At 47.0% G+C, this 23,526-nt stretch carries 31 protein-coding genes and 1 pseudogene; 13 read left to right on the plus strand and 19 right to left on the minus strand.

Annotated elements, in window-relative coordinates; all coding sequences use genetic code 11:
* Positions 1 to 51: 51 nt before the first annotated feature.
* Complete coding sequence (locus ACFOE0_RS15675) at positions 52 to 855, minus strand: DUF2189 domain-containing protein (RefSeq protein WP_248936125.1); 804 nt, start codon at positions 853 to 855, stop codon at positions 52 to 54.
* A gap of 8 nt (positions 856 to 863) precedes the next feature.
* Positions 864 to 1,403 carry a hypothetical protein gene (locus tag ACFOE0_RS15680; protein WP_248936126.1) on the minus strand — a complete coding sequence of 180 codons (540 nt, stop codon included), beginning with the start codon at positions 1,401 to 1,403 and terminating at the stop codon, positions 864 to 866.
* A gap of 314 nt (positions 1,404 to 1,717) precedes the next feature.
* Between ACFOE0_RS15680 and ACFOE0_RS15685 the strand changes: the two genes are divergently transcribed.
* The 12 genes and pseudogenes from ACFOE0_RS15685 to ACFOE0_RS15740 all read left to right on the plus strand — a co-directional run bounded on the left by ACFOE0_RS15685 (position 1,718) and on the right by ACFOE0_RS15740 (position 11,341).
* The gene (locus ACFOE0_RS15685) at positions 1,718 to 2,674 is read left to right on the plus strand and encodes an alpha/beta hydrolase (protein ID WP_248936127.1); all 957 of its coding nucleotides are present in this window, start codon (positions 1,718 to 1,720) and stop codon (positions 2,672 to 2,674) included.
* Positions 2,675 to 2,844: 170 nt separating this feature from the next.
* The gene (locus ACFOE0_RS15690; RefSeq protein ID WP_248936128.1) at positions 2,845 to 3,240 is read left to right on the plus strand and encodes a hypothetical protein; all 396 of its coding nucleotides are present in this window, start codon (positions 2,845 to 2,847) and stop codon (positions 3,238 to 3,240) included.
* Positions 3,237 to 3,638 carry a hypothetical protein gene (locus tag ACFOE0_RS15695; RefSeq protein WP_248936129.1) on the plus strand — a complete coding sequence of 134 codons (402 nt, stop codon included), beginning with the start codon at positions 3,237 to 3,239 and terminating at the stop codon, positions 3,636 to 3,638. Before ACFOE0_RS15690 ends, ACFOE0_RS15695 begins: the two co-directional genes overlap by 4 nt.
* 408 nt (positions 3,639 to 4,046) lie before the next feature.
* Positions 4,047 to 4,766 carry a hypothetical protein gene (locus ACFOE0_RS15700; RefSeq protein WP_248936130.1) on the plus strand — a complete coding sequence of 240 codons (720 nt, stop codon included), beginning with the start codon at positions 4,047 to 4,049 and terminating at the stop codon, positions 4,764 to 4,766.
* Positions 4,756 to 5,466 (plus strand): hypothetical protein, encoded by a 711-nt coding sequence (locus ACFOE0_RS15705; protein WP_248936131.1) that lies wholly within the window; start codon positions 4,756 to 4,758, stop codon positions 5,464 to 5,466. The genes ACFOE0_RS15700 and ACFOE0_RS15705 overlap by 11 nt, the downstream gene beginning before the upstream one ends.
* Positions 5,467 to 6,440: 974 nt before the next feature.
* Positions 6,441 to 6,869, plus strand: coding sequence for a hypothetical protein (locus ACFOE0_RS15710; protein ID WP_248936132.1), 429 nt, complete (start codon positions 6,441 to 6,443; stop codon positions 6,867 to 6,869).
* A 136-nt stretch (positions 6,870 to 7,005) separates the two neighbouring features.
* Positions 7,006 to 7,461, plus strand: a complete 456-nt coding sequence (locus ACFOE0_RS15715; RefSeq protein WP_248936133.1) for an SMI1/KNR4 family protein — start codon at positions 7,006 to 7,008, stop codon at positions 7,459 to 7,461.
* Positions 7,462 to 7,539: 78 nt separating this feature from the next.
* Positions 7,540 to 7,722: pseudogene (locus ACFOE0_RS15720) on the plus strand (integrase core domain-containing protein); the annotation flags it as partial.
* Positions 7,723 to 7,792: 70 nt separating this feature from the next.
* Positions 7,793 to 8,680, plus strand: coding sequence for a tetratricopeptide repeat protein (locus tag ACFOE0_RS15725; RefSeq protein WP_248936134.1), 888 nt, complete (start codon positions 7,793 to 7,795; stop codon positions 8,678 to 8,680).
* Positions 8,681 to 8,684: 4 nt separating this feature from the next.
* Complete coding sequence (locus ACFOE0_RS15730) at positions 8,685 to 9,575, plus strand: tetratricopeptide repeat protein (RefSeq protein ID WP_248936135.1); 891 nt, start codon at positions 8,685 to 8,687, stop codon at positions 9,573 to 9,575.
* Between the two features lie 378 nt (positions 9,576 to 9,953).
* A complete protein-coding gene (locus ACFOE0_RS15735) occupies positions 9,954 to 10,523 on the plus strand; it encodes a HEAT repeat domain-containing protein (RefSeq protein ID WP_248936136.1) in 570 nt (189 codons plus the stop codon).
* Between the two features lie 305 nt (positions 10,524 to 10,828).
* A complete protein-coding gene (locus tag ACFOE0_RS15740; RefSeq protein ID WP_248936137.1) occupies positions 10,829 to 11,341 on the plus strand; it encodes a hypothetical protein in 513 nt (170 codons plus the stop codon).
* Positions 11,342 to 11,387: 46 nt separating this feature from the next.
* Here ACFOE0_RS15740 and ACFOE0_RS15745 read toward each other — a convergent pair whose 3' ends face one another.
* The 11 genes from ACFOE0_RS15745 to ACFOE0_RS15795 form a co-directional block, all read right to left on the minus strand.
* A complete protein-coding gene (locus tag ACFOE0_RS15745) occupies positions 11,388 to 12,155 on the minus strand; it encodes a hypothetical protein (RefSeq protein WP_248936138.1) in 768 nt (255 codons plus the stop codon).
* A 61-nt stretch (positions 12,156 to 12,216) separates the two neighbouring features.
* Positions 12,217 to 12,363 (minus strand): hypothetical protein, encoded by a 147-nt coding sequence (locus ACFOE0_RS15750; protein ID WP_248936139.1) that lies wholly within the window; start codon positions 12,361 to 12,363, stop codon positions 12,217 to 12,219.
* Positions 12,364 to 12,534 (minus strand): hypothetical protein, encoded by a 171-nt coding sequence (locus ACFOE0_RS15755; protein WP_248936140.1) that lies wholly within the window; start codon positions 12,532 to 12,534, stop codon positions 12,364 to 12,366.
* A gap of 12 nt (positions 12,535 to 12,546) precedes the next feature.
* Complete coding sequence (locus tag ACFOE0_RS15760; RefSeq protein WP_248936141.1) at positions 12,547 to 12,918, minus strand: hypothetical protein; 372 nt, start codon at positions 12,916 to 12,918, stop codon at positions 12,547 to 12,549.
* The gene (locus ACFOE0_RS15765) at positions 12,872 to 13,477 is read right to left on the minus strand and encodes a hypothetical protein (protein WP_248936142.1); all 606 of its coding nucleotides are present in this window, start codon (positions 13,475 to 13,477) and stop codon (positions 12,872 to 12,874) included. The genes ACFOE0_RS15760 and ACFOE0_RS15765 overlap by 47 nt, the downstream gene beginning before the upstream one ends.
* Positions 13,474 to 15,015, minus strand: a complete 1,542-nt coding sequence (locus ACFOE0_RS15770; RefSeq protein ID WP_248936143.1) for a hypothetical protein — start codon at positions 15,013 to 15,015, stop codon at positions 13,474 to 13,476. The genes ACFOE0_RS15765 and ACFOE0_RS15770 overlap by 4 nt, the downstream gene beginning before the upstream one ends.
* Positions 15,015 to 15,812: a hypothetical protein gene (locus ACFOE0_RS15775; RefSeq protein ID WP_248936144.1), complete on the minus strand. Its 798-nt coding sequence runs from the start codon at positions 15,810 to 15,812 to the stop codon at positions 15,015 to 15,017. Before ACFOE0_RS15775 ends, ACFOE0_RS15770 begins: the two co-directional genes overlap by 1 nt.
* Positions 15,805 to 16,176 carry a hypothetical protein gene (locus tag ACFOE0_RS15780; RefSeq protein ID WP_248936145.1) on the minus strand — a complete coding sequence of 124 codons (372 nt, stop codon included), beginning with the start codon at positions 16,174 to 16,176 and terminating at the stop codon, positions 15,805 to 15,807. The genes ACFOE0_RS15775 and ACFOE0_RS15780 overlap by 8 nt, the downstream gene beginning before the upstream one ends.
* The gene (locus ACFOE0_RS15785) at positions 16,152 to 16,358 is read right to left on the minus strand and encodes a hypothetical protein (protein WP_248936146.1); all 207 of its coding nucleotides are present in this window, start codon (positions 16,356 to 16,358) and stop codon (positions 16,152 to 16,154) included. Before ACFOE0_RS15785 ends, ACFOE0_RS15780 begins: the two co-directional genes overlap by 25 nt.
* A gap of 125 nt (positions 16,359 to 16,483) precedes the next feature.
* The gene (locus ACFOE0_RS15790) at positions 16,484 to 16,843 is read right to left on the minus strand and encodes a hypothetical protein (protein WP_248936147.1); all 360 of its coding nucleotides are present in this window, start codon (positions 16,841 to 16,843) and stop codon (positions 16,484 to 16,486) included.
* Between the two features lie 9 nt (positions 16,844 to 16,852).
* Entirely contained in the window at positions 16,853 to 17,701 is an 849-nt protein-coding gene (locus ACFOE0_RS15795; protein WP_248936148.1) for a major capsid protein P2, read from the minus strand.
* Positions 17,702 to 17,939: 238 nt separating this feature from the next.
* Here ACFOE0_RS15795 and ACFOE0_RS15800 point away from each other — a divergent pair, with 238 nt between their 5' ends.
* Positions 17,940 to 19,571, plus strand: a complete 1,632-nt coding sequence (locus ACFOE0_RS15800; RefSeq protein WP_248936149.1) for an LA2681 family HEPN domain-containing protein — start codon at positions 17,940 to 17,942, stop codon at positions 19,569 to 19,571.
* Positions 19,572 to 19,576: 5 nt separating this feature from the next.
* Here the strand turns inward: ACFOE0_RS15800 and ACFOE0_RS15805 are convergent, their stop codons facing one another.
* From ACFOE0_RS15805 to ACFOE0_RS15830, 6 genes are read right to left on the minus strand one after another with little or no spacing between them, the layout of a single operon-like run.
* Positions 19,577 to 20,194, minus strand: coding sequence for a hypothetical protein (locus tag ACFOE0_RS15805; RefSeq protein WP_248936150.1), 618 nt, complete (start codon positions 20,192 to 20,194; stop codon positions 19,577 to 19,579).
* Complete coding sequence (locus ACFOE0_RS15810) at positions 20,175 to 20,618, minus strand: hypothetical protein (protein WP_248936151.1); 444 nt, start codon at positions 20,616 to 20,618, stop codon at positions 20,175 to 20,177. Before ACFOE0_RS15810 ends, ACFOE0_RS15805 begins: the two co-directional genes overlap by 20 nt.
* Positions 20,619 to 20,654: 36 nt before the next feature.
* Positions 20,655 to 21,107, minus strand: coding sequence for a hypothetical protein (locus tag ACFOE0_RS15815; protein ID WP_248936152.1), 453 nt, complete (start codon positions 21,105 to 21,107; stop codon positions 20,655 to 20,657).
* Positions 21,108 to 21,109: 2 nt separating this feature from the next.
* On the minus strand, positions 21,110 to 21,295 hold the full coding sequence (locus ACFOE0_RS15820; protein ID WP_248936153.1) for a hypothetical protein: 186 nt from the start codon (positions 21,293 to 21,295) through the stop codon (positions 21,110 to 21,112).
* Between the two features lie 36 nt (positions 21,296 to 21,331).
* Entirely contained in the window at positions 21,332 to 21,508 is a 177-nt protein-coding gene (locus tag ACFOE0_RS15825) for a hypothetical protein (protein WP_248936154.1), read from the minus strand.
* Positions 21,490 to 23,382 carry a hypothetical protein gene (locus ACFOE0_RS15830; RefSeq protein WP_248936155.1) on the minus strand — a complete coding sequence of 631 codons (1,893 nt, stop codon included), beginning with the start codon at positions 23,380 to 23,382 and terminating at the stop codon, positions 21,490 to 21,492. The genes ACFOE0_RS15825 and ACFOE0_RS15830 overlap by 19 nt, the downstream gene beginning before the upstream one ends.
* Positions 23,383 to 23,526 lie beyond the last annotated feature (144 nt).

Raw genomic sequence — 23,526 nt, forward strand, 5'->3', positions numbered from 1 at the left:
CGGTGCCAAGAATAGCACCGTTGGTTTGATTAGGAAATTCGCCTCTGATGATTACTCATAATGTCGCTTATGCTTGGTATGTATGGTGGCAATGTATCCATGCCAGGTCGCGTAGGCGATAACAGGCATGGTGATCATCAGGCCGATACCTGCAGTGGCAAAGCCAACCAGAACACCCATCAGAATAATGCCGGCCCACAGGATCATGGGGACAGGATTTGAGTGCACCGCATGCACCGAAGAGAAGATCGCCGTCATCATGTCCACCTTACGCTCAATGACCAAGGGCAGGGAGAACGCAGAAATACCAAACACTGCCATGGCAAACACAGTACCGAACAGACTGCCCAGTGCCAGAAATGGCAGATACTCCTCAAGATGTGCGCCCTGAGTCGCCGGGTACAGGGCATGGAGCAGGGCGGCAACGCGTGTCCAGAAGATCATAATCACCGCCAGTAGTACCGCAAAGCCCCAACTGGATACACTGTTGCGTCCCATAGCGTGCAGGGCATGGCCAAGGCTGGGTGAGTGTCCCTTTTCCAGCTCCCAACTGATATCGTACAAGCCTGTAGCCAGAAATGGCCCGGCCAGCACGAATATCACCAGTGTGGGCAATATCACCAGATGGCTGCCATGCAGATACACTGCGCCGAAAATGCCAAATGCCATCAGGGTGAACAGGGCGCCATATGACAGACTCAACACAGGCGCCTTTCTAAAGTCATTCAGGGCGAGTGCTAACCAGTGCAGTGGCGCGAATGCATCCAACTTGTTGCTGGGAATGGTTCGCGCATAGGGCTCATGGTGAACTGCTTCTTCCTTGCTGTTTTCATCAGGCTTGATGATTTGCGCCATACAACCTCCTAGTCGTCGGGGTGACGCACCAGTTTCCAGCCGGACAAAGGATTGATGGTGGAGTCGGTGCGATCCGTGTGGTCTATATCTAAGTTATAGACCATCATGGTTTTTTCGATAACTTTTTGCTGTTCCTGGCGGGCATTAATCACCAACACTGCTTCGCCGTCCAACAGGTCCTTGTGATGGCCGGCCAGCTTATAATTTTCATTGTTTAATCCAATCAGACCCCCGAGCCAGATCCCAAACATGGTTAAAAACACCATCATCAGGATAAAGGGCATCAAACTTATCCCCGGGAATACCTGGTTAAATGCCAGAATTGCCAGCACTGACAATCCCAGGGCGATCATGCCGCCACGCATCATCAGGTGTGGCATATCCCTTTCATCCCAGAAATCTGCGGCATTGACCTCAAGGTGGCTCAACGCGTTCTTATCTCTTGAGAAGAACTTAAGCTGCCTTTCGGCAACACCGTTATCCAGTAGATCACGCTGAATTGCTTCGGCGTGCTCAAGATCTTTCAGTACAAAGTGAAGCTGCTGCATACCAAAATCCTCAATGTGAGTCGGTTTATTGCTTCTACGCCTTAATAAGTAAAAGAGCTCACTTTTTATACCTCTTGATTTGCGCGCCTGAAGACCAAAAGCCAATCAATGACTGGATTTGCAAGGACCATATCAAAATAACTGTTTGAGGCAGGCCGACAATCCCTAAAGTTTTAGCCCGGTTTATGGTGATGGAAAGTCGCTTTATATACAGCGGCAAAGTGTGATAGACAATACGATGCACAGCAGTAAAGGATTAAGAATCTGAGTTGATGGCAATCAATTCAGAGTGCTAACAGTACAGGGAGAATCTCATGTTAATCGTCACGAACCGAAACATTAACAGATCCAACTTTGTGAACGGTGTTGGAGACCACGAAGCATTTGGAGATGAAGTAAACAGCAAAGGCCCGAATGAAGTCAGATTGGCTCATGCACATAAGGTGTCAGGCAAGTGGCAAGTCACCCTGGTAAAAGAGCCGTCCAAAATTACTGCCAACAATATCCCTTCCAAACGAGAGTTCCACGCATTTCGCGACGCCCTGATAACTGAGAACAAAAACTGCGTCTTTTTCGTTCATGGTTTTAATCAGAGCTTTGAAAAGAATCTGGAAAAAGCACTGGCGATGCAGCAGGAACATGGCGTCGAAGTGATCGCATTCTCCTGGCCCTCAAACCCGGGCGGTTTTAAAACCAAGGAGTACCGTCAGGCAAAACGTAACGCTATGGTGTCTGTCGGCGCACTGGACGCGACATTGGAGAAACTGGGCAGCTACCTCAAGTCACCCTTTATTAAAGATGAGCTCAGACGCTGCAATGTTAAGTTCTCAATGCTCACCTACAGCCTGGGTAACTACTTGTTTAAAAATTATATTGAGAACTCGCTCTACGAAGATGAAACCCGCGTCTTTGATAATATCGTGCTGTGCCAGGCCGATGTAGACAACGAAAATCATGCCCAGTGGGTTGACCAAATCCAGGCGGGCAAGCGGGTTTACGTCACCATCAATGAAAACGACTGGGTGCTCAAGTGGTCTGATGCCAACTTCCAAAAAGACAGACTGGGCCGTACCGCCAGAAATCTCAACTCACCCAATGCTCGTTATTTCGACTTCACTGACGGCCCCAATGTGGGCAGAACTCATGGTGTCTTCTATGAGGACACCAATACAGTGGTCAGGAACTTCTTTACCTCAGTGCTGAATGGTGAACGTGGTGAAAACACTGTGGGACTGCAGTTTGATGAAAGAATGAATGCATACCGATTTTAACTCAGCTGAGTGACATAAATAGCCCATGGGGAAGGGGGTTTTACATACCCCCGGACTCTTTTGCAGTCAGCTTTAACACGTCATATTAAAACTTAACCCCGTTACATCGAATGTTTTGGGAGGCTGGCAGTAACAGCCCGAATCTCTCCAACCAACTGGACAGGCAAACTATGGAAAACCTTCTTGCTGGATTAGAGTTAATTTTCTTCGAGATGACCATTGTTGATAAAGAGAACAATCAAAACCCGGTACTGGTTTTTGCTGTAGCTTGCTCCATAGTCGGAGCGGCAGCCGTGATTCTTGACCTTACCTTTTATTTCCTGCGTGGCAGATCACTTCTCGAACTGAAACATGGCAAATCCACCCTGGTGTTTCTTGTGGCCTGGTCACTGGGCGCATTGATCATAGGCTGGGCTGGACAGATGGCGAAAATCTTCGAAGTCAGTGTTACTGCAGCCGTCACCGTCGGATTCGCGTGGCCACTGATATTCACCAGATACATGAGAGAGAAAGCCCTCGAAGAGACCCAAGATGAACCTGAGCAGAACATGGAGGAAGAGAAATGATGAAGTTCTATTCTAAATTCTTTGATGCTGATGTGGGTTTCAGGACCTCTGAGCAGATTACCGACGCGGTGCGTACCTCTAAAAACTACCAGCAAGAGCCGGTCTCCAACGCCAGGTTGATGAACTTCTTTAAAACATCAAAACAGCGAAGCTATTTGGTCGCGACTGACCAAAGGGTTTACTGTATTGTGGACGACAACCGCAAAAGCCAACCCGTTGTTAACTGGTCGGAACCCCTGGCGACTTTTAACCAGAATGCCATCAGTTTTGCCGATAAGTCAGACCGTACAGGCCTGGTGAATTTTGGTGAAAATCACAAACACTGGCTTTATACCAAGTCACTGTTCAGCGGCACAGATGAATTTGAACAACAGATTCACGCCTTATCTGAGGATTAAAGCCGAGCATAGTTTTGAATATTTACAACCGGGCATCATAAATGTGTCCGGGCATGAATATTTAGCAAATGCAGAATTAACTAGTTACTGCTTGTCCTATGGAAAGCGTCTTCAAGCGACAAGTATCCCCACATTTCGACAAGTTCCGGCGAGTCTGATGCACAGAGAACCAGGGAAAGTGCCTTAAGGTTCTCAAATGTAGATTTTGCGGTCAGCTATATCAAATAACGTACAAGGGCCGATAGAGTTCTTGTTCTGATCCGACGTTTTGGCTATATGCGTCCAATAACAACCATGTTAAAACTGTTAACAAATAGTCCAAGCCTTGGTACATGTTGATTAAAGGTGATCAGTAAAAGCATGGCTGAGAGATGGACGTAAACGGGCGATATAACAACAGGTTAGAATATGAAAAAGCTAATATTTATTCTCTCACTATTTGCTTTGGTTTCCTGTAAAAGCACCAATCAGGCAAGCGTGACCCCTGCTGAATACCAGAACAGATACGGCAACGTAGTACTAACGGAAATCGTCATTCCTGATCAGTTGGTGAATAGACCGGAAGTTGCTGAATATTATAAAGAAAACGTCACCAAGCTGTTGAATTCAAAAGGTATTAAAGTACATGACTCAAATATTTATCTAACTACAAGAAAAGAAGTGGTTGATGAATTTGGTGGTTACATTGACACATTTACTGGAGAAGTTGATCAAGCAAAGCGCACTCAAATTGAGTTAGAGACATTAGCAAGACTCAAATCTAACCACGGAATCGAAAGTGTATTGTACTATGAAATAAGGCAAAGGAAGGCTAATTTTGGTGGTTACAGAGCTGAGTGGGACGGTCAGACTGAACCCTATGAATTGAATAATAGTGATGTAACAAATTTTCTTAGTTCACTTGTGATGACGACTACAGGTACAACGTCGGCACTTTCACTAATTGTTTTTATTGAAGATATGAGTGCTTCCCACTTATATACTGGTGCAGGTGGTATTCAGCTGACCTCAAAGCTAAACGGTGAAAATGAATTTGTTAGCGTTCCTATAAATGACTTGTTTACAGATGAAAACATTATGAGTTTTTCTATCAATGAAGCATTTAAGGGTATTCTCAATGAAAAATAGTCTTAAATACTTGTTGGTTTTGGTCTGTATTATTTTTATGCAAGCATGTAGGTTAACTCCAGAACCAGAAGTTAAATCAACTAACACTAATGAGCCGTTACTTGGGAATTCCAAGGTGGTCGCTGTATTTAACTTTACAATTTCTAAAGATTTAAACTTAATGGCAGACTTTGGCTCAGAGCTAGAGTCACATGTCTACAAAGTTCTGGAGGCTAACGGTTATACTGCCGTGAAGAATCGCGAGATATTGTCGATAATTGAAGGCGTGAAGTCGAATTACAGCGGGTTTTACGACGCTATTACCGGAGAGCGAGACGATGGCCAGTACAGGGAGTTCAAATTAAAAGTCAAAGATTCGATAATCGAACATACTAATGCCGACACTCTTCTAACTATCAACGTTTTTAAAACCAGTGCAAAGTTCGATGGACACAAAGCTTATTGGGACAACACTGAAGACACCTCCTACCAAATTCCAAATTTCATATTTGACGAACGTAAAGGTTATCTGCCTGCCATTAGCGTACAAGTCACTTCGACTCACTTGGATGACAATAAAGTTGTTGAGAGGGTACAAGGATTACAGACATTAAATAAGAACAATGGTTCTGGTTTTGATATTCATCCTGATGACTACCATTTACATATGAATACCATTGGCTTGGTATTAACTAATGGAGCCACCAAACAGGCTAAGTAAATCTCAGGAGCAAACAAGGACGCGCGTGGGCAGTAATGCGTGAGTCACGTCAAGAATTATATAGAAGCGCTTTGATTTAGGTGTTTCAATCAGTGGGCCCGAGTAAATGCCCGTTATTCAGACGTTAGGTATCTCAGGGTATGGACGACAAACTAAACACAACGATAGTGAGGACATTATTGCTAGTTGCATTGTCGTTCTATTCGCTTTCACTTAGTTGCATCGCATTTACTACCAGTGATGGCAGCCAACCAGTGATAGGCTATGAAGCTCTTTTTTTGGGGTGGGCACAAACATTTATTACATTTTTTGTTTTGTATTAGTGGTTGCACTTTGTTACTTGGCACTGCTCGCAAGATTTGTTTTATCGCTAGCATTGGGGGCGTTCTTGCTCTTTAGCTTTTATCGTCGAGCCACTAGCAATTATTGGAGGCGATATCTGTACGGTGTCTGTCGATATACATATTGGAGGGTATTTATTGTTTTTTACGTCACTCATATTGCTCTTAACATATATTGTAAAATCGATACCTAACAAGTGACTGCTACACTTCACTTAACAGAGTGTTTTTTCATCATGCTATTATTGGAAAACGAATCAGAGTTACTGTAAAGGTTGGCAAGTGGTTTTCTATTTAGCTGGGGTTATCCCCAGCGTTTGATTCCTTAGCAGTTCGAAGACCTATACAAAGTATTAATTGATAAGTATGACTGCACTATGTGGTCAACAGTGGAAAGAATTGAGCCACCCCCTATCTTCATGGGCGAAGAAATATGTATGAAGTTAGGTTAGCGGTTGCACAGGAATTAGCAGGCACAGGAAAATATCAAACCAGGCCAGATTGTACCAATGAAAAGTTGCTTCGAGAGGCAGTGCATGTCTAGGCATAGCAATTCAAAGTACAGATATTCGCAGAAGCTAGTGTCAATTGGGTGTTTAAGAGCTCGCTATTATTTGGGAATAGGATAAGGGTATGAGGTTTACTGTTTTAATTGCTATAGCTTTACTGCTGGCGTTTGGAGGTGAGTGGATATACAGATCATTTCTACGGCCGATAGACCCGCTAGCTTCCGATGCGACTGCGCTCGCAGAGCACTTCAATCGAAATGGAATCCAAGTGCGGCCGTATCCGATTCGGCACGGCTTTCGCCATTCTGAAGTACTTTCGGTTGCGGGCTACGAAATTTCGGGCTATCCGCTGCCTGTTGTGGTTGAATTTTGTACTACAGAAGCTGCAGCAACTGAGAAACTACAAATGATAAAAGCCAGCCCCAACTTAGCTCATTATGCTAAGAATGGGCGATTGGTTATGAGTCTCCCCATGTGGGGCGATGATACTGACCCAATGGCTACCAAGGTCAAAAATGTATTCGGCACTTTTGTTTTGGTAGATAAAAAGTGATTCAAGAGTTTAATGGCGGACTGACTTTGCTAGTCCAGCGTATTTGCGCGGGCTGGCAGCTCTAACAAGCGCATGCTGTCGGACTGATTTTCCGCTCCATACCAACTGCAAATACAGGCATTATGTGAAGTGAGCTATGAGCGAGTTTCGAGATTTTGTAAAGGAAAACGAAAAATGGTTTCGGGGAAGACACCTGGAAACAGATGCTTCTTTAAACCAAGTAGAAATAGAGCTGGCTGTAACTCTGCCAAAAGATATTAGATGGCTACTAAAGACCTACGGCTACTGGCACGGAACGGGTATTTGTAATATCGAGGAAGCAATCGAAGATACAAAGTTGGCTAGAGAGCACGCTCAACTGCCTATTAACTATGTCGTTCTATATGAACACCATGACGGTGGAGTAATTCTACTCGATGTAAATCCAGACGAGAAAACCGGAACAAATCGAATCATTGATGCTGCCTGGGCATCGATACCAGATAGGCTAGAGGAAGAGGTTGTTTATCCGAGCTTCAAAGAATACACAGAAAGAGTGATTCAAAATGAAGCTGACTTCCTCGATGAGGATGACATCGAATGCAAAGAATAAAATCACATAACAAAGCCATGAACGTACTGGCATTCGTGACCTGGCCCTCGTTACTTTTGGCCTGTTTCGGCGGCGTAAAGCATGAGCCGAAAGGGGAACTGTTGGGACAATGCCTGTGTCGAAAGCTTCTTCTACTTATTAAAGGTTGCAGCGATACAATATGAGCTGGTCATGAACCGTGAAATCATGCAAATCCAATACATTGAAGTTGATTACAACAGAAACAGAAGGCACGGTGCTCTTGGCAATCTTAGCCCTTAGAACTATGAATTGAAGAATACGGTGCCTACTTTTACTTGATCTAATCGATATAAGCCTTGCGAGGAAAAATATGAAGTACAGTATGCTAGTTGGGGGAGTGTTGATTGCTTTCTGTCTGGGCTTTTTAGTCAGTCATTATCAACAAATGCCTCCATCAGAGCCACTTGAATCAAAAGCAACACCGGAAGCTTTAACTGCAAAACCTATTGTTGATTTCAAGCCCATTTATCAGGCAGCGCGGCAAGGGGACGCTGAAGCGCAATTTCAGATGGCGATGCATCAAAACGGCAAAACAAACGACTCTGCTGTTCTTTGGTTTAAGCGTGCGGCACGTCAGGGGCATGTCGAAGCAATGTACCAATTAGCAGGGTTGTACTTTGAGGAATATGATAAAGATAAGCGGGCTAGAGGCAAAGAGTGGGCGATAAAAGCGGATGAAGCAGGTCATCCGTTAGCCGCTCTATTGCTCGCACGCAAAGCACCAGCTAAAGAGCGTCTTAAATGGCAAGAAAAAGCCGTTCTAACCGAACCTGCTATTGGACTTGAGTTAGCTTCGAATCTTAGCCGCGACAGCGAAACAGCAAAGCGCCGCTATCAATTGGTTGAACAAGCTGCGGCCTATGGTTATGCAATGGCACAGATTACTATGGTGCCACTTGCCGCGTATGGCGACCGCATTTATCGCCCATCTCCAAACCTACAACAATTGGCAAACCGTTGGCTATCATTGGCAGCGAAACAACGTCACCATGAAGCACAGCGACGCTATGTAGAATTCTCAGTTGGAATAGAAGATTATCCTAATGCCTGGATCTGGGGACAAGTTGCGCGAGAAAAACTTATCGTTAATGATGCTGAATACAAATTGTCAATGGCCGAGTTTGGTTCTGCATTAGAACAATTAGCTCCGATTTTAGAGCGTTATCAAATCCCTGAAAGTAATGATGATAGGTACTAATTCAATGAAGATTAAAACTCAACCTATCTCTTTGGTGTTGATGGTGATTTTATCAGCCAGTGGCATAGCTAACGCTAGTGAGGCGAATGTTGATTTAGCAAAAGACGTTGATTCACCCCTGGCGGAACATTACCAAGCAGCGCTAAATGGTGAGTCTGAAGGGCTTATGGCGATGGTGTCACTCTATGAAAGAATCCCTGGTTGGGGCTCTGAAGAACCTCTTCAGTATTGGCTGGAACAGTTAGCAGATAAGGGTGATATCGGCGCAAAGGCGAAGCTCTGTGAGTTTGAGAACCAAGTTGCCTTTGATTATTGCCTCAGTGCAGCAATGAGCGGGGATACTCAAGCGATGCTCTCTATTGCTGACAAATACAGCTTTGGTGATGGTGTTAGACTATCGGAGAAAATGGAAGCTTACTGGTTGCTAAAAGCCGCTCAAGCTGGCGATTCAAGAGCTCAGGAGGATATTGGTATTTCCTATTTTTGGGGACGGAATGTACCAAAAGATTACCAACAAGCTTATCACTGGTTTACTTTGGCAGCTCAGCAGGGGGAGCCTTCAGCGCAACGTTTTTTAGGGCAGATGTATTTGGAAGGGACGGGACCGGTTGCTCAAGATTATGCGCAAGCACTGGACTGGCTGCAACAGGCTTCTGAGCAGGGAGAAAGCACGGCACAAATGGAGCTGGCAATCATGTACTACAAGGGGGTAGGCGTCGAGCAGAAAAAAGTTGAGGCATATGCCTGGATGCGTTTGGCACTAGAGCGCGTCCTTGGGATACATAAGCGAGAATGGAACAATAACCTGGCGTCAATAAAATCTGGATTAAGCGAAGCAGATATTGCACAGGGAGAAAAATTACTTCAAAAACTGCATGAAGAGTATTTAGATTAGTCAATATCCATATATATGTGCTGGCAGAGCGAGGCCGAAGTGCAAACCTGTACCGATTCTACCGGCAAAGTTAAACACAGCAATGGTGACTGCCGACGTATTAGCCCGTCCGGAAAGATGATGGTTTTCGATATGTTAATCTGGCGCCAGCATCAGCTCAACTCGGCAGTAACACATAGTTTAGTGGCGGACATAACATAACAGAGCAAAGTAACCACAATGAGTTGCATGGTAGCACCATTTTATTGCCAGACTAATGATAACGGACAGATATTCATGTCCTGGTGAAGATTGAGGCTATGGTTTCAATCCTGCAGTTGTCTAGTGTAGTGATATTAAACAACATGATGTGAACAAGGCTAAGTATGTGGAGTTCCGATGGCTGAGGTAAATCGACTACTGGGGATGTTCTGTAGCGCTGACTATGAAACACGTATTGAAGCCATAGAAGCATCCTATGACTATTCGCACTGCAGTGAAGTCACCAATGCCATTGTAGAGTCCGTCAATGATAGTGACGAATTGGTTAGAGTTTCTGCCGTGGAAGCAATTGGCAATCTTAAAATTCCTGTATCTGATATTCAGCTAAAGCGGTTGCTTAAAGATGACCACTCGTTGGTTCGGTGTGCCGCAGGCTTGCTAAACAGGCAGACACTGATGGAACCTGTCAAACGGGTCTATGGACATGGCAATGCAAATAAGTCCGTCAGTTGTTGCTATTGTCTTTATCTACTGGGTGAACAAGAGTACCTGGCAATAGCTCTAAGCTATCTGGAGGATGATGATTACACCGTCAGATGCAGTGTTATCAACGCAGCCAATGATTTCGTCAAAAACAGGGATGTGGATCTGGTGCTGAGTATACTCAAAGAAAAAAGTAAGACTGAAGCAACGAGTGCGGTGCAGTCTTCAATATCAGCATTTGTAGATAGCCATTGCACCAGATAAGAATTGAAGAACGTCTTGGACGAGATTAGGTTGACGAAGGGGATGGTTTTTACCTGGAGATGATGAACACATTTGATGTACTATACCCAAATATCTCATTTAACATAATATACATTGTGCGCAGTTGGCAATAATTGCAAATTTGGGGAAAGTCGGGTTTTCAGGGATTCTGGTCAATGTCCTTTGTTTAGTGGCCATAACTGACAATAACCGCATTAGCAGCGACATACGAAGTTTAATGCACTGCTAACTATCCAAAGGTGATTTTTATGACGAAAAATTCTAAAGGACAGGAATTAAATCTTATGAACTTCACCACTCGCAGCTTCTTCCTGATGCATTTCCTAAACTCCAATGGACGGATTGACGCGCTTAAAGCCGCAAATCACTTCGGTGTCTCTGAACGCACTGTCAGATACTGGTGGTCAAATGGCTGCCCAAAATGGGTTGACCGATTCTGTGAACTCGCAGAACGCGCAATCCCTAAAACAGATGATTGGGACGGCTTTCGATTTGGCCGTGACGGTCGTCTCTACACACCATATAAAGACTTCAGTTTTTCAGGCTCAGAGATACTCGACGTATGGTGGGATCGGAATGAGCTTTCATACAATCGCCGGGATGTTCGGATACTGACAGACCAGCTGAAGGCGTTCCGAAATGATGATGAGCGTGGCGCAATCAATGAGGAGATAGACGAACTGGTGCGTTCACTGCAGAAGCTTAAGCAATCCCCTTTGCTGGCACTTGGGGCGGAGTTCAATTCATCCTTGGCTGAAAAACAAAAGAAAAAGGCTACTTCAATGAACAAGAAATAGCCCTCTCAGGTCAATTGCCGATAAATAGCATTATCGGCATTAACACTTATGGATTTTGCTGCTGTTGAAGGTCTTCATAAATGGCCATGATGAGTGGTGTCGTTTGGCAGATCGCGTCATAAGTATAAGGTGTGTACTTGTATAAAGTAGCCAGTAGGCACTCGATGCTTTCGATGATTACTTGACCATTCTGGTCCAATTTAAAGTAATCGAAAATGTAAGAGATGTTCATTTCATCTATTTTGCTGTAGATGTGTTTTGTCGTCGTGAAAGCATCAGGCTGGTAGCCTAGATCTTCAGGTAACTGTTGAGTATATCTGTCAACTTTTGATGCTATCTCTTGCTTCTGGGACTCGTGGACTAAGCTTGAAACAAATATTCTCGAAAGATACTCAAGAACAACGTGAGTTAAACATACGTACACCCTACTTTTTACACTTTGAATTTGAGTTTCACATTGGATTTTATCGAAAGTATGATCCAAACTGTCCAGGCTCATACGTAATTTGTAGAGTTTCCACGAAAGCATATGTGGATCAATCTGCCTTTCTAATACAGTACCGTCACCAAGGTTTTTTTGTATTGAGTCGATGTAATGATGAACTTCTTTCACATAATCCTGGTCTACTTGATAGTCGCTGTTCTTTTTGTATTGGTAAAGGGCAAACCCTAGACCAAGAAGTGTAATAACTGAGCTTACAGCTGCGATAAGGTCAGAAGGCTTTAGAAAGGTAGCTAGCATCAATATAGCGGCTCCAAGCTGAGAGATTAGCATCAAAGAGACAAGCCCAACCCCTATACATGTCTTTTTCATAGTTTATACTTATAAGACAAAGAGTTGGATTATAGTCGTGGGTCAGTACCAGTCAATCTGATCAAGTTCTTTTTTTCACCCAAGCTGCAGCCACTACCACCACCCCTGCCATAATCGCTATCAGTGTCGAGCTGGGCTCAATCTTCACCACTATTGGATCTGGCGTTCTGACATTGGCCGTGAAATTGGTGGGGATGTTGTCGAACATCTAACGCCCCTCTTTCGTTTCCAGCACCATGATCCGCTTATCCAGTGCGTGGTACATTTCCCGGAGTTCGAGACGCTGACGAACTGCCGTTCTGTTCAGCTGAACCAATAGCCCAAAGATGCCGGTACCAAACGCACCGGCGAGCCAATCCATCACAGTTAACATTTCCAAGTGCCCTTCCCCTTAATTGCTCTGCACGATGAGATAACGAAACTCAGGCTTCATCACATAGTTAGTGGTAAACATGCGACGAATGTCTGTTTGGTACTCTGGGATTTTGGTTATCACCGCCCTAGCCTCTGGCGTCAGCCGGTAATCGTCATCCAGCATGTGCGACAGAATGCGCAGTGAGGTTAATTGCACCGGACGCCATCCGCCTGACCAGGCACTGATATCTGACCACAATTGCCCGAGCGGTTTGGTTGCTTGGGCGGCGAGTTCATCACCCTTGCGATACAGCTTTACTGCCTGCCAGCCAGCCCAAATGACACCGGCCAGCACTAAGTAATCAGGCCAAGCCTGCGGCCACTGCGTTGGCAATCTCATTGGCTTCATAAGGGTTGTATCCATTTTCAAATTCAATCATGGCCGTGACTACGTGCGGATAATCTGAGTCAGCCAAAGGCTGATTGATATCCACTCCGGCTTTGTCGGCCACATAACGAATGTAATTGTCAGTCGGGTTGTTGTCGCTTGGTGGTGCCCAGCGATTGACAATACCGCTGACAGTGTTCAGTCCGTAACGGTCGCGATAGGTTTTCAGCAATCGACCGGCGGCACGAATACCAAACCAAGCTGATTCAAAAGTCGCGAAGCGTCCATCACTTCCGTTGGCACCTTGCCATGGTTGCCCGGCTTCGATGTTCAAAGGGTTATTATTTCTGATGCCCTTGGGTATCGGCTTTCCGTCATTTCGATTGTATGGTTTAACCATGCTGTTACCCCCTGTGGGCAGGTACCCGTCAAAGTCGACAAACGCCCACGGTGTTAATTGAAAATCGGCTGGATTGGGTGAACTGGTTTTCCCGGGTTTGGGATGTGGCTTTTTCAAAGCCCAAAAAATCATCCCTCCCAAGATAACCGAACCGGTCACCAATTTGGCAGCCAAATTCATGCAAGCAGTTCCATTACTTCAACATGCGCCGGACTAAGGTCGCCGGTAATGCTCAGGCTATAAACGGCGTTATAGTTGCCGCCTGCACTGTAGGTGTAAAACGTGCCGTCACCTGTGAGATAGCCTGCGACTTCACCGCCGCCAGTCCCGGCCAATTCGACACTGGTTTGCTGTACGGCTCCATCAAGCAGATGCACCAGCGATATGGTGTCTGTGTATTTGTAGAGGAAGTGGCTCTTAAACAGGTTAATGCTGACGTGCGGCCTGTTTCCATCTGCCTGAAATCCTGCGCTGATAAGGGACAAGCCGCCATTGTCTGACAGGTACATATACCCGCTTTCATTCATCACACAGACAAAGCGGCCGCTCTGGTCAACGCTGAGTGACTTGCCACTCATCTTGCCTGACTGGGTAATGTGCTCCCAGCTTTGACCGGCGTCAGTGGTGCGAATGAGCAAAACCGGCTTATAGCTGCCCGTTTTCATCACCACCAACGCGGTGTTGAGGTCGCCCAGAAACACTGCGCCCTGAATGCCGGTTGGATAGGCGTTCGGGAAGTCGTTTATTCTGTTGATACTGCCAGCAGTGATGACTTTCACTTCTAATGAGCTGACGTTAAAGCCAATGGTGCAACCACTCATCGAAAAGGTAATGACGTTTTTCACGCACCACGCATTGATGCCATAACCGGAATTATTGGTATCACCGATATTGGCGTATTCGCTTAGCCTGAATGACTTCAAGCGGGTAAACGTCATGCCGCTGTCATTGCTCTGATAGATATAGCAGTCCACGTTATAACTTGAGCCCGAGACACGTTCTATCCGAGTGACAAACACTTCACCCGGGGTACGTCCTTTAATGACGCGAAACTCTGATGCGTTGGCATTGAATACATCTTCCCATGCACCGCCGTTAATCGAGCGCCTTAATGGACCACTGAAATCACCCTGCAGGCGAATCGTCTTATCTTCCGACACATAGATTTGCTCTGAGCCACCGCCAAACATCACGCCGTCCGTGTGTTCACTCACCACTGAGGTGTCCGCCATATTGAGTTCAGGCAAGAGGCGATACCCATAAAGCACGCCTTTGACCGGCACTTCTTCAACTTGACCAGGAACAAGCCGCCAGCCTTCGCCGCCGACTCCTGCGCCACCGACAAAAATCTCTTTGTCAGTGCGCAAACGTACAGCGGTACGGGTCACATCTGAGCCTGTCAGCGGGTCGCTTCCCAGCAGCTTTACCACATTGGTGCGAATGGCGTTCGCGCCACCCATAGCCACCAATGATTGATTCATGGCGACCATACCCGCCCAAATCTCTATTGGGGCATCGTCACCATAGATTTCAATGTCATCAAATGGGATGGCGGTCGGCAGATTCATGCCTACCCACATCTTTGAATCAAATACTGTGGTACCGGCTTTGCGCAGCTTAACCCGTACAATGCCGGAGGCACTGACCAAACTGAAAAACTGACCGGGCTTGCTGATGGTGCACACGCCATTGCGGATTTGTTGGTTGATAATCGCCATTACTGCCCCCGCATGATAAAGGCTGCACCCAAGGCGGTTACGGCCAATCCGCCCATCATATACAGCAAGGTTTTGTTGTTGGATTCGGCTAAAGCGGTGCCGTCACTGCGGCTGTAATCCTCGGCAAATCCCATCATGGATTCAAAGCCCCGGATTAACTGCCCAGTGGCGTCTTTGTTGGCAGTCTCGGCACTGTCCAGCACCTTGTCTGTCAGCGAGTCAGCAAAGCTGGTCACGCCGTCCACCATATAGGCGGCGTTGTCCATGCTCCGGTGCGCTAAATCGGTGTTATTGGCGTTGGCATTTTCCAGCGAAGTGGCAACCATCGCGGCCATGTCATAGCTGTTGTCCATCGCTTCACGCGAGACAATCACATTGGCATCAATGGCGCTGTCTGCGGCATGACCTGCGGTATCAATCGCACTACGGCCAAAGTCAAAGGCTTCCTGTGTGGCGCTGTGCATGTAATCCCCGGCATCGGTCATCACATCGGCACCCAAACGCGCCATTTCTTGCAGTGAGTTACTGGCTTCGCCATACAAATCAGTGGCAGTGTTAAAAGCCTGCTCGGTTTGCCGCTCACCCATCTGGGAAACGTCCGTTACGGCATTCATGCCGGAGGCGAACAACATCGGCAGCTGACCGACAATATCGCCCACCAGTTTAAATGCGCCCCCGTCTGTGACTGTGTTGCCATTGCCGTTCAGGATAATGCCGTTGTTGGGACCCTGAACCCCAAACGATACGCTACTGTTTCGGGTTTGCTGGGATGAATTACTCCGGCTTGAACTACCCATGTAATGCTGCCCTCAATACGGTTTCAGCCTGGGCATAGCCCAGCCCTTTGGATTCACTCATGCGCAGCATGGCGTCGGGTTTCTTGGTGTGAATGCGCGTAGAGGCGAAGCCCTGCGCTTTGGCGTGACGATGAATTTCGGCAAGGTGAACTAGTGAGTTTTTGCCAGCAGCAGCCACAATCACCAACTCATTACCATGTGACATCACCTCGGCGCGGGTGACGGTGTAAAACTCACCGCCGCCCCACTCCATCAGTTGAGATTCACCGCGCAGCACTTCTTCCTGAATCAATTTGAGGTCATCACCCAAGGCCGCGGCAAGCAGCTCCCATGCGCGCCTTACTTTTTCTTCAAGATTGCCCATGCTGCCACCAGTGCTACGCCGATAATCAGCCATTGATTGACGCCGGTTCCACTGGAGCCGGCACCGAAATCAATACCGCCGCCATAAAAATTCCCGCTTTGGGACTGTGGGCCGGTTGTCGCTGTCGCGGAACTGGACGCACTAAAGCCACCGCCCCCGGTGAGACTATCCATTCCAAACATCAGCTGCCCCCTTGTGTTTTGGGTGTCAGCAGCTTGCGCTCAAGCAACATCAGAATGGCACCGGCAACAACCAAGGGTGCGACTTTGCCAAGAAAGCCTGAATTCAAAGTATTCATATCACCCCCCTATTTGCGCGTCAGGAAATACAGCAGCCCGACCCCGGCGACTATGGCCGCCGCGACACCTACACCCGTTTGCAGAAAATCACCGGCTTTCTCGGCAAAGTTCTGTTGTTGCTCCTGCATCTTCTTTGGGTCAACAAAGGTTTGGTCAGTGTTGGGGTTAGGTGTCTGGACTGTGCTGGTCAGCTCCAAATGCCCCTGCTTGCCTGAATCCTTATAAGCCTGTATCTGCTCGTACTTCATGAACCCATCCAAACTTAGACTCAGTAGGTCTTTTACCCCACCGAACCAATTGGAGTTCATCGGACTGGCAGCAACAGGATTGGCACCTACCTGTGGATTGAAAATCTGTGGCGTCATCATTTCGCCCCCTTAGATGCCTGCAAGACCATCAAAGTAATGCACCACAACAGTAGCGCTCGAACTGACCGGCGTATCATCGGCAGCAAACAGCCTTACTCGGAAATCCTGAGAGCCAATCATAGGCAGCGCTTGCAACATGTCGCCTTCAAGGCAGAAGTCCACTGTGTAGCGGTTAGCCTGTGGCGAACGACCGTGATCTACCTGAATCTTTTCAGCCAACGAAGTGGGTAGTTCGTAAATCTTGGCGCTGTCCAATTCGACTTCGATTTTTTCAATCGTTTGCTCAGTCAAAATGTGCAAGCTACCGATACGTGCAGTGTTGGGGCGTGGAATGTTATCCACCTCATTGATGCCGGGATTCAGAGCAACCGGGAAGTTTTTCACCTTGGTGATAAACCCTATCGGCGCGGGGTTGGATTGAATCGCGTAGGCTTCCAGTGTTGGATTGACCGCAGCCTCATCAATATCAATTTCCAGCGTGACATTGGCAATCACTGGCGGATTGACCATTTCACCGGTACCCGGGTCTGGGTATGGCTGAGACGAAGTCCCCAGACCGAAGGCGCGAGCCTCACCCAAGGTTTTCATTTCATCCCGCTTGAAGTGAATATCCAGCACATTGGCAGCGACATTGCGCAGGTAGTATTTGTTTTCATCCTGCAGGCTCTGACCGTGTTTGAATTCTTCAATAGCGCGGCCATTGATGTTCACGCGAATGTGTTTCATCTGAGCCAAGCTCAAGCCGCTGTAACGAATATGGATTTTGTCATAGGTACGACCCAAAGGCAGTTCCAGCGTGGCGGTATTGCCTGCGGCAACGTTGGACCAGGAAGGCAGTTTGACGAAATTACGTGCCATGATTTATGCCCCCTTTAACCAATTACACGGCGAACAGCCGGGATCTTGTTGGAGGCATAGACGACCGCCACAGCAATGGCGACAAAAGGTAGGTATTTTTTCAGCATAGTAGTATCCCCAAGGGAAAGTGGCGCCTCACGGCGTGTTATTAGATTCTGCATAGAAATACTCTATATATCTAGTATTCCCGTTAATGGTTCCGTTAGAATCGTTCCAATTGTGAAAATGGGTAATTATTATGGAAGACATGGATTCGCAAATAAATTCATTGATGTCAAAGTTTACTGTCATTGATAACTACATCGGTGAATGCGAATATAAATTAGCAATTTCGACTTTAAAGGATCTTTTGCAAAGTACTGTTAACACAAGTGTCAAAGACCCTTTGTGTTATCTAGATCTCTATTATATTGCTTGTTATTTGATCGACTGTGGTGGAGATGCAGGAGATGTGGAGTCAATTGATTTGGCTGATTCTATATTGTCTGGTGAACACCATGAAAAAATAATTGATGTGGTCGGAAAAGAGCTTATGTTTTACAGCCAAGCTAATGCGCTTAGTCTCAAGTTGGGGTATGAGAATGCAGGAAAAGCTAATTTCAATAACATTGAGCCAAGGATACGTTTAAAAAAACTGCATTGGAAATCGTATTGTGCAAACAAGGTTGATGTAGAGTTGCCACGCCTTCAAACCTTAGTAAACCTTGCAATAGAGCTAAAAACTCAGTTTAGGTTTACTGAGGCGTTAGAGTGGGTTAATCAGGTACTTATTTTTTCAGAATATATTCCGGAAGCATATATTGCCCGTTCTGAAATTATAAAAGATTTGTCTTTTGCCAGTAATCATTTATCAGAAAGGATGCTTCTCGACATAAAAGACGGCTATCAACGAGCTCTAAATATACCTAACATTAGGGAGGGGCTAAAGTCCGTCGCTGAGAATGGTCTGGATTGGACGTTAAATCAACTGGAAGAATTTGATGACGCCGACAGCACAAGTGAAGATGCTGATAAGCATCAGACAGAGCATGAATTTTCCCAGTTATCTGATTACAGGAAATTTTGTATATTTAGTAATCTCACATTGTCTGAGCATGCCCTTTACTGTCAATGCGCTGGAAGCTCAAAGGATGACCTAACGGTATGCGCCACTATCGGGCTATACGGAGACAGGGTTATTCCAATGGAATTTGTTGTAAACAGGATAAAATCAGAATTTTCTTTTGCTAGGAATCTATATTTTGAGTGCGTAACGCTTCAGGATAAACCTAAACTTGCTGAAGAGTTATTTTTACTTGAGTTAGGTAACAACGAATATCTTGGTTTGGAGGCTGAAAAATTACGTACGATTTATAGGCTTTGTTTCGGAATTCTAGATAAAATAGCAGTGGCAATTTCAAATTTCTTTGAAATACCAAAAATCACAACAGGCAAGAAAAAAAGAGCTGTAAAGGTTGATTTTTTAAATGTTTGGAATCTGGACCTAGATAACCGAAGAGAATTTTTCAATGAATTCAAAAATCCCGGACTTGTTGCCTTATATAGCATATCCAGTGATTTAAATGATAGAAAACAAGGTGAGTGGGACTCGCTAAAAGCTGTAAGGAATGCTCTGGAACATAACTTTTTAGTAATTAGAGAAGGAGAGTCAGACATAGATAGCTATGGGATATATGACTATTTCGCAGAAGACATTAAAATCATAGATGAGCAGGAGTTTATCTCCGGACTTAAAATACTATTAAGTCTAACTAGATCCGCTATATTTTCATTCACGTATGCTGTTAGGTATCAGTTGACTTATGGGGAAGACTACTCAGGTTCAAAAGTTTACCCGTTGCTTAACTACTTGCACCAAAAAGAAACGTAGTTAAATCATAGTTTACCCGCAATTACATTTAAACTATAGGTGTCAAGCTGGATATACTCTAAGGGTTGCAGAGCTTTCAATTTTGTAATTTCTATATCCAGCTCCTTAGCCATATACTTGCGGTCATCGGCTCTACTCATCCGTCCGCACCTGATGAGAGTTGCATTGCCAATAGTTGTTTTATCTGACTCGCTCGGCCTCTGAGTTAACGCAAAGATTGGGGCGAGTCCCCTTGCCCTTCCCCTTCGGATTACCATTCCCCAATGAGGTGGCGCTTTACCAGCGGTGGTTACATCGGCAAGCTCCTCTGCTACCAAACAGGCGTTACACCATGCAAAGGCACATGCAGCCCAGAATTCGAACATTTCGCGTCCTTCTGCTACAAAGCGAACTTTTAACGCGCCGTGGGGATAGCGTTTAAGCAGGTCTGCCAGTTCCTTGGGACTTGTGATCCGTATATTGGCTACTTCCCCATACTCATCTACTGGGTCCCAGATAAGCAGGCGTGACGGTTTGAGTCGTTTAATCTCTTGTTTAACATAGGAGGATTTACCGGAGCCGGTGCCACCACATACCAGCCTTAAGTCAGCCTTACGACTGACATCAACTCGTTTCTTTGGCATTGGCTTGCTCCTCTTTGGCGGCATTGGTTTTCGCATCTTGGGGCTCTGGCTTGCGTGGGGTTCCCAGTCTTGGCGTGATAATGGCGGCTGTGATTAACAGGGCATTTAGCTCTACACCGAAAGCGGATGCCCCTTCGGGGAAATACTTGTCGACCAGTGCGCCATAGCTTTCAGAGAGTGCCTGTTGTTCCTCGCTGCCAATGTTCCAGTTGGGAGCCAGTAAACCGCAGGCAAGACTCACTATCGGGGCAATGACTTCTGCTCCCGATACGTGAACGGGTTCGGGCGGTTGATAACCGGCCTGCGCCGGTTGGGTGGGTTCACCTTCGAGTGTTGCCGCCATGTGTTCAACGTTGGCAAATTCGGTGAAGTGTTCGGGTTCGGTCTTGCGGGTATCGTCCCCGGCGAGTTCCTGGGTTTCCATGTTTCGGCCTTATCGCCTCACGGCGAGAATGTGTTGTTAACCGATAAGCCACTTAGCAAAAGACTGTGGTTTATCAGGCTCGATGTTGTCAGATGATGGCGTGTTAACGGCGCCTTGTCCTGTATCCTCGTTAACGGTGTCGGTTTGCTCATTAACAGGCGTTTTGGCCCTAACGTTAACCGGTATCTTGGGCATTCTGACGGCCAGCGGCTTGTCATTCTCTGGTATGTCATCTTGGGGCGCGGGTATGTCATTTTTGCTATCTGGTATGTCATCATCTGGCGTTACCTTCGGAGCGTGTTCAGCTGCTCCGAAGATATGGCAATTCTCCAGCATCCAGTCCTGACCATCTGACAGGTTCGGCTTTATCATCCCGGCGCTGCTGACATAGTAAAGATTGCCGTTCTTATCTCTTCGAACGGGCGCAGTTTCACCTGTGAACACACAGGTCACTTCCCCAATGTCAGGGTTGATTGGTTTCTTAGGCATGGCTATACCCCTTTTTTCAATTTGCCCGTAATTGTGCTTCGGGTCATAAATGGAATGTGGTTTGGGTGACCACAGCAGAACGCCGCCATGCTTTTAAATTCAATGGCGGCAGTGGCTGGCACCCACAGGGTGACTTTGGTCAGTCCCTTGGCTTTTTGCTTAGCTTCATACTGCTGGTTTTTCGTCATAAGCGGTCACCAGTGACCAGCCCTTAAATCGGATATTTAATGACTGGTTGCATTGAGTTCCTGCAGTTGGTTGATAATGTCCCCCAATAAGTCGTGACTTATCCGGGCTGCTTTCTTTGCATGAAGCATTGCATTAAACGGGCCTGCTTTTTCGGCTTGCTCCAGTACTTCCCCCAATTGGGCGTGCTGCTTTCTCAGGTCGTTGATATCCATCGTTCATAGTCTCCGAATTGTGCCCCGGTTGCTGGGGCGGGTTCTGGTGGTTCAGTTCGCCATTGTTCGGTGAGCAGCTGCGGCCACAATGCTGCACTGGCTTCAAACAATTGGGCGATATGGCGGTAGTGTCTGCGGTAACCTGCAATCATCTTTCCCATAGCCTCCCGCATCGGGTTTGGCTGGGTGAATGTGACTCGCTCCAGTTCGGCGGCATCCCACAAGCGCGCCCCGGTTGCCCATGCGGTGAACTTGTCCAGCATGGCTTCACCTTTGAAGGTCACTTGGAAGTCAGCCACACGTATGGGGCATGACTGCAATTTTTGCCGGGCAGCTGCTATCAGGGATTCAAGTTTGGCGATTCGGGCTTTAACCTTGGCGGCCTTGTCTCGCTGTTTCTGCTCTTTCAACACGGCCACATCACGAATGGCCTTGTCCATCTGTCTGGCGTGGGCGGCGATTTGGCCTCTGATTGGGGCAAAGCGTCTTTGCATAGCCTCTTGGAGTTCGCCAATAATCGCGGCCATGTTCTGCGCGTGATAACTGCTCAGGCATTCCCAGCCCGGAGCCCTTGCACTTTTTGACATGCTGTAGCGGTTGCCTTGGATTTCGCCTTGGTCAGCGTCTTTGCCTTTGGTCAGGTAGCCAAGGGCTTTCAACAGATACTGACTGGCGGCTTTGGCGTGTTTGATGCGCTCCAGCTTGGCGAACCCTTGCCCCCATAGCCGTTCGATTCGATTTGCCCAGTCATGGAACAGGTATGGCTCTACCTGCCAGCGCAACAGCACATGACAGTGGGGATTGGGCAAGTCATCAATACATTGGAACCCGTTCCGGCTGTCCACAACCTTGGCTTTAATCGGGGCTTCGGCTACCCAACAGTAGTCGAAAGAATCCTTGAATTTGTCATGACCAGGAACAACTGCATTCGCCCCAACACAGTCAAAACCATTACGGGTAGCCAGCACCTCATTGGCACACTGCCAGCCCCGGCGATACATCTTGCCCAAGGCATCAAAGAAGCGGCTGACTTCCGCGCCAATGGTTGTTTCCCCTCTGAAAAGTCTGCCTCTGGCGTCATTGTCGAACGTCAGGGTCAGGAAAGTGGTATACCCACCCTTCACTGCCTGCAGGTATGCGCCTGACTCCATCACGTTTCGTGCCCCGCGCTCTGTCAGTTGTGTGGTTATCCTGTCACCGGCTTGTGGCGGGGGTGCATCCGTGGGGCTGGCATCCACACAAACCCGAAAACGATATTCGTCTGACCATTCCCGAAACAGGAGCCGGGCGACTGCCGGACGGGTGAAGTTTGCCCCGGTCACTTCACCGGTCACATGGTCAACACCGCCAAATACTAACGGCGCATCTCCACACAAGGCGCTATCCTGCCCTATAACCAGCGGAGGATTTTGGTCGGGGGTTATCCCTCTTTCTCGCATTCGGGCATTCATCGCCGCTAATTGGTCGGCTCTGGCTGAGTTTATGGCCTCACTTCTAAGCCGTGTCGGAGATATGCACCTCTGGACAAGACTATCTATCCCGGCGCGGTCGCGCCGCCCTGCGGGGCTTGGATTGTGCAAGTCATAATCAGCCTGTTTCATGGCAAGCACGCGATCCAATCTGGCTTTTTCTGCCAGCTGGTTTTCGTCCAGAGAAAAACCGCCCAAAGGGGCGGTTAGGTTTAACGGTTCAAATAGTTCTTCGGGCGGTTCCGTTACGATATCGACCAAAGACAGATCCCGTTTAACGGGGTTCTTGGGGTACTCGCTCCATTTTTTGCGCGGCTTGGGCGTTACAGCTGCTGGAGTGAGATCCCAATCAAAGCCGGGATACAGCACCGGCAAATAAGGTTTGGCTTTTTGAAATACCGTCATGACTGATACCCAGCCGCCAAACGGCCAAAGGCACAACCAATCTCAAACGCTTTTCGAGCCATAACCATTCGGCCTTTCCTGATCTCTTTGCTCGCCTGACTGAGCCAATACTCGCGCCGTTTTAACCAATGGTCACGATTGCGT

This window comes from Shewanella submarina (assembly GCF_042646185.1).
GTDB lineage: Bacteria > Pseudomonadota > Gammaproteobacteria > Enterobacterales > Shewanellaceae > Shewanella > Shewanella corallii.

Bases quoted from the DNA above. Each gene is read 5' to 3' on its own strand.
- ACFOE0_RS15675 (WP_248936125.1), bottom strand. From the start codon at position 855: ATGGCGCAAATCATCAAGCCTGATGAAAACAGCAAGGAAGAAGCAGTT.
- ACFOE0_RS15680 (WP_248936126.1), bottom strand. From the start codon at position 1,403: ATGCAGCAGCTTCACTTTGTACTGAAAGATCTTGAGCACGCCGAAGCA.
- ACFOE0_RS15685 (WP_248936127.1), top strand. From the start codon at position 1,718: ATGTTAATCGTCACGAACCGAAACATTAACAGATCCAACTTTGTGAAC.
- ACFOE0_RS15690 (WP_248936128.1), top strand. From the start codon at position 2,845: ATGGAAAACCTTCTTGCTGGATTAGAGTTAATTTTCTTCGAGATGACC.
- ACFOE0_RS15695 (WP_248936129.1), top strand. From the start codon at position 3,237: ATGATGAAGTTCTATTCTAAATTCTTTGATGCTGATGTGGGTTTCAGG.
- ACFOE0_RS15700 (WP_248936130.1), top strand. From the start codon at position 4,047: ATGAAAAAGCTAATATTTATTCTCTCACTATTTGCTTTGGTTTCCTGT.
- ACFOE0_RS15705 (WP_248936131.1), top strand. From the start codon at position 4,756: ATGAAAAATAGTCTTAAATACTTGTTGGTTTTGGTCTGTATTATTTTT.
- ACFOE0_RS15710 (WP_248936132.1), top strand. From the start codon at position 6,441: ATGAGGTTTACTGTTTTAATTGCTATAGCTTTACTGCTGGCGTTTGGA.
- ACFOE0_RS15715 (WP_248936133.1), top strand. From the start codon at position 7,006: ATGAGCGAGTTTCGAGATTTTGTAAAGGAAAACGAAAAATGGTTTCGG.
- ACFOE0_RS15725 (WP_248936134.1), top strand. From the start codon at position 7,793: ATGAAGTACAGTATGCTAGTTGGGGGAGTGTTGATTGCTTTCTGTCTG.
- ACFOE0_RS15730 (WP_248936135.1), top strand. From the start codon at position 8,685: ATGAAGATTAAAACTCAACCTATCTCTTTGGTGTTGATGGTGATTTTA.
- ACFOE0_RS15735 (WP_248936136.1), top strand. From the start codon at position 9,954: ATGGCTGAGGTAAATCGACTACTGGGGATGTTCTGTAGCGCTGACTAT.
- ACFOE0_RS15740 (WP_248936137.1), top strand. From the start codon at position 10,829: ATGAACTTCACCACTCGCAGCTTCTTCCTGATGCATTTCCTAAACTCC.
- ACFOE0_RS15745 (WP_248936138.1), bottom strand. From the start codon at position 12,155: ATGAAAAAGACATGTATAGGGGTTGGGCTTGTCTCTTTGATGCTAATC.
- ACFOE0_RS15750 (WP_248936139.1), bottom strand. From the start codon at position 12,363: ATGTTCGACAACATCCCCACCAATTTCACGGCCAATGTCAGAACGCCA.
- ACFOE0_RS15760 (WP_248936141.1), bottom strand. From the start codon at position 12,918: ATGAAGCCAATGAGATTGCCAACGCAGTGGCCGCAGGCTTGGCCTGAT.
- ACFOE0_RS15765 (WP_248936142.1), bottom strand. From the start codon at position 13,477: ATGAATTTGGCTGCCAAATTGGTGACCGGTTCGGTTATCTTGGGAGGG.
- ACFOE0_RS15770 (WP_248936143.1), bottom strand. From the start codon at position 15,015: ATGGCGATTATCAACCAACAAATCCGCAATGGCGTGTGCACCATCAGC.
- ACFOE0_RS15775 (WP_248936144.1), bottom strand. From the start codon at position 15,812: ATGGGTAGTTCAAGCCGGAGTAATTCATCCCAGCAAACCCGAAACAGT.
- ACFOE0_RS15780 (WP_248936145.1), bottom strand. From the start codon at position 16,176: ATGGGCAATCTTGAAGAAAAAGTAAGGCGCGCATGGGAGCTGCTTGCC.
- ACFOE0_RS15785 (WP_248936146.1), bottom strand. From the start codon at position 16,358: ATGTTTGGAATGGATAGTCTCACCGGGGGCGGTGGCTTTAGTGCGTCC.
- ACFOE0_RS15790 (WP_248936147.1), bottom strand. From the start codon at position 16,843: ATGATGACGCCACAGATTTTCAATCCACAGGTAGGTGCCAATCCTGTT.
- ACFOE0_RS15795 (WP_248936148.1), bottom strand. From the start codon at position 17,701: ATGGCACGTAATTTCGTCAAACTGCCTTCCTGGTCCAACGTTGCCGCA.
- ACFOE0_RS15800 (WP_248936149.1), top strand. From the start codon at position 17,940: ATGGAAGACATGGATTCGCAAATAAATTCATTGATGTCAAAGTTTACT.
- ACFOE0_RS15805 (WP_248936150.1), bottom strand. From the start codon at position 20,194: ATGCCAAAGAAACGAGTTGATGTCAGTCGTAAGGCTGACTTAAGGCTG.
- ACFOE0_RS15810 (WP_248936151.1), bottom strand. From the start codon at position 20,618: ATGGAAACCCAGGAACTCGCCGGGGACGATACCCGCAAGACCGAACCC.
- ACFOE0_RS15815 (WP_248936152.1), bottom strand. From the start codon at position 21,107: ATGCCTAAGAAACCAATCAACCCTGACATTGGGGAAGTGACCTGTGTG.
- ACFOE0_RS15820 (WP_248936153.1), bottom strand. From the start codon at position 21,295: ATGACGAAAAACCAGCAGTATGAAGCTAAGCAAAAAGCCAAGGGACTG.
- ACFOE0_RS15825 (WP_248936154.1), bottom strand. From the start codon at position 21,508: ATGGATATCAACGACCTGAGAAAGCAGCACGCCCAATTGGGGGAAGTA.
- ACFOE0_RS15830 (WP_248936155.1), bottom strand. From the start codon at position 23,382: ATGACGGTATTTCAAAAAGCCAAACCTTATTTGCCGGTGCTGTATCCC.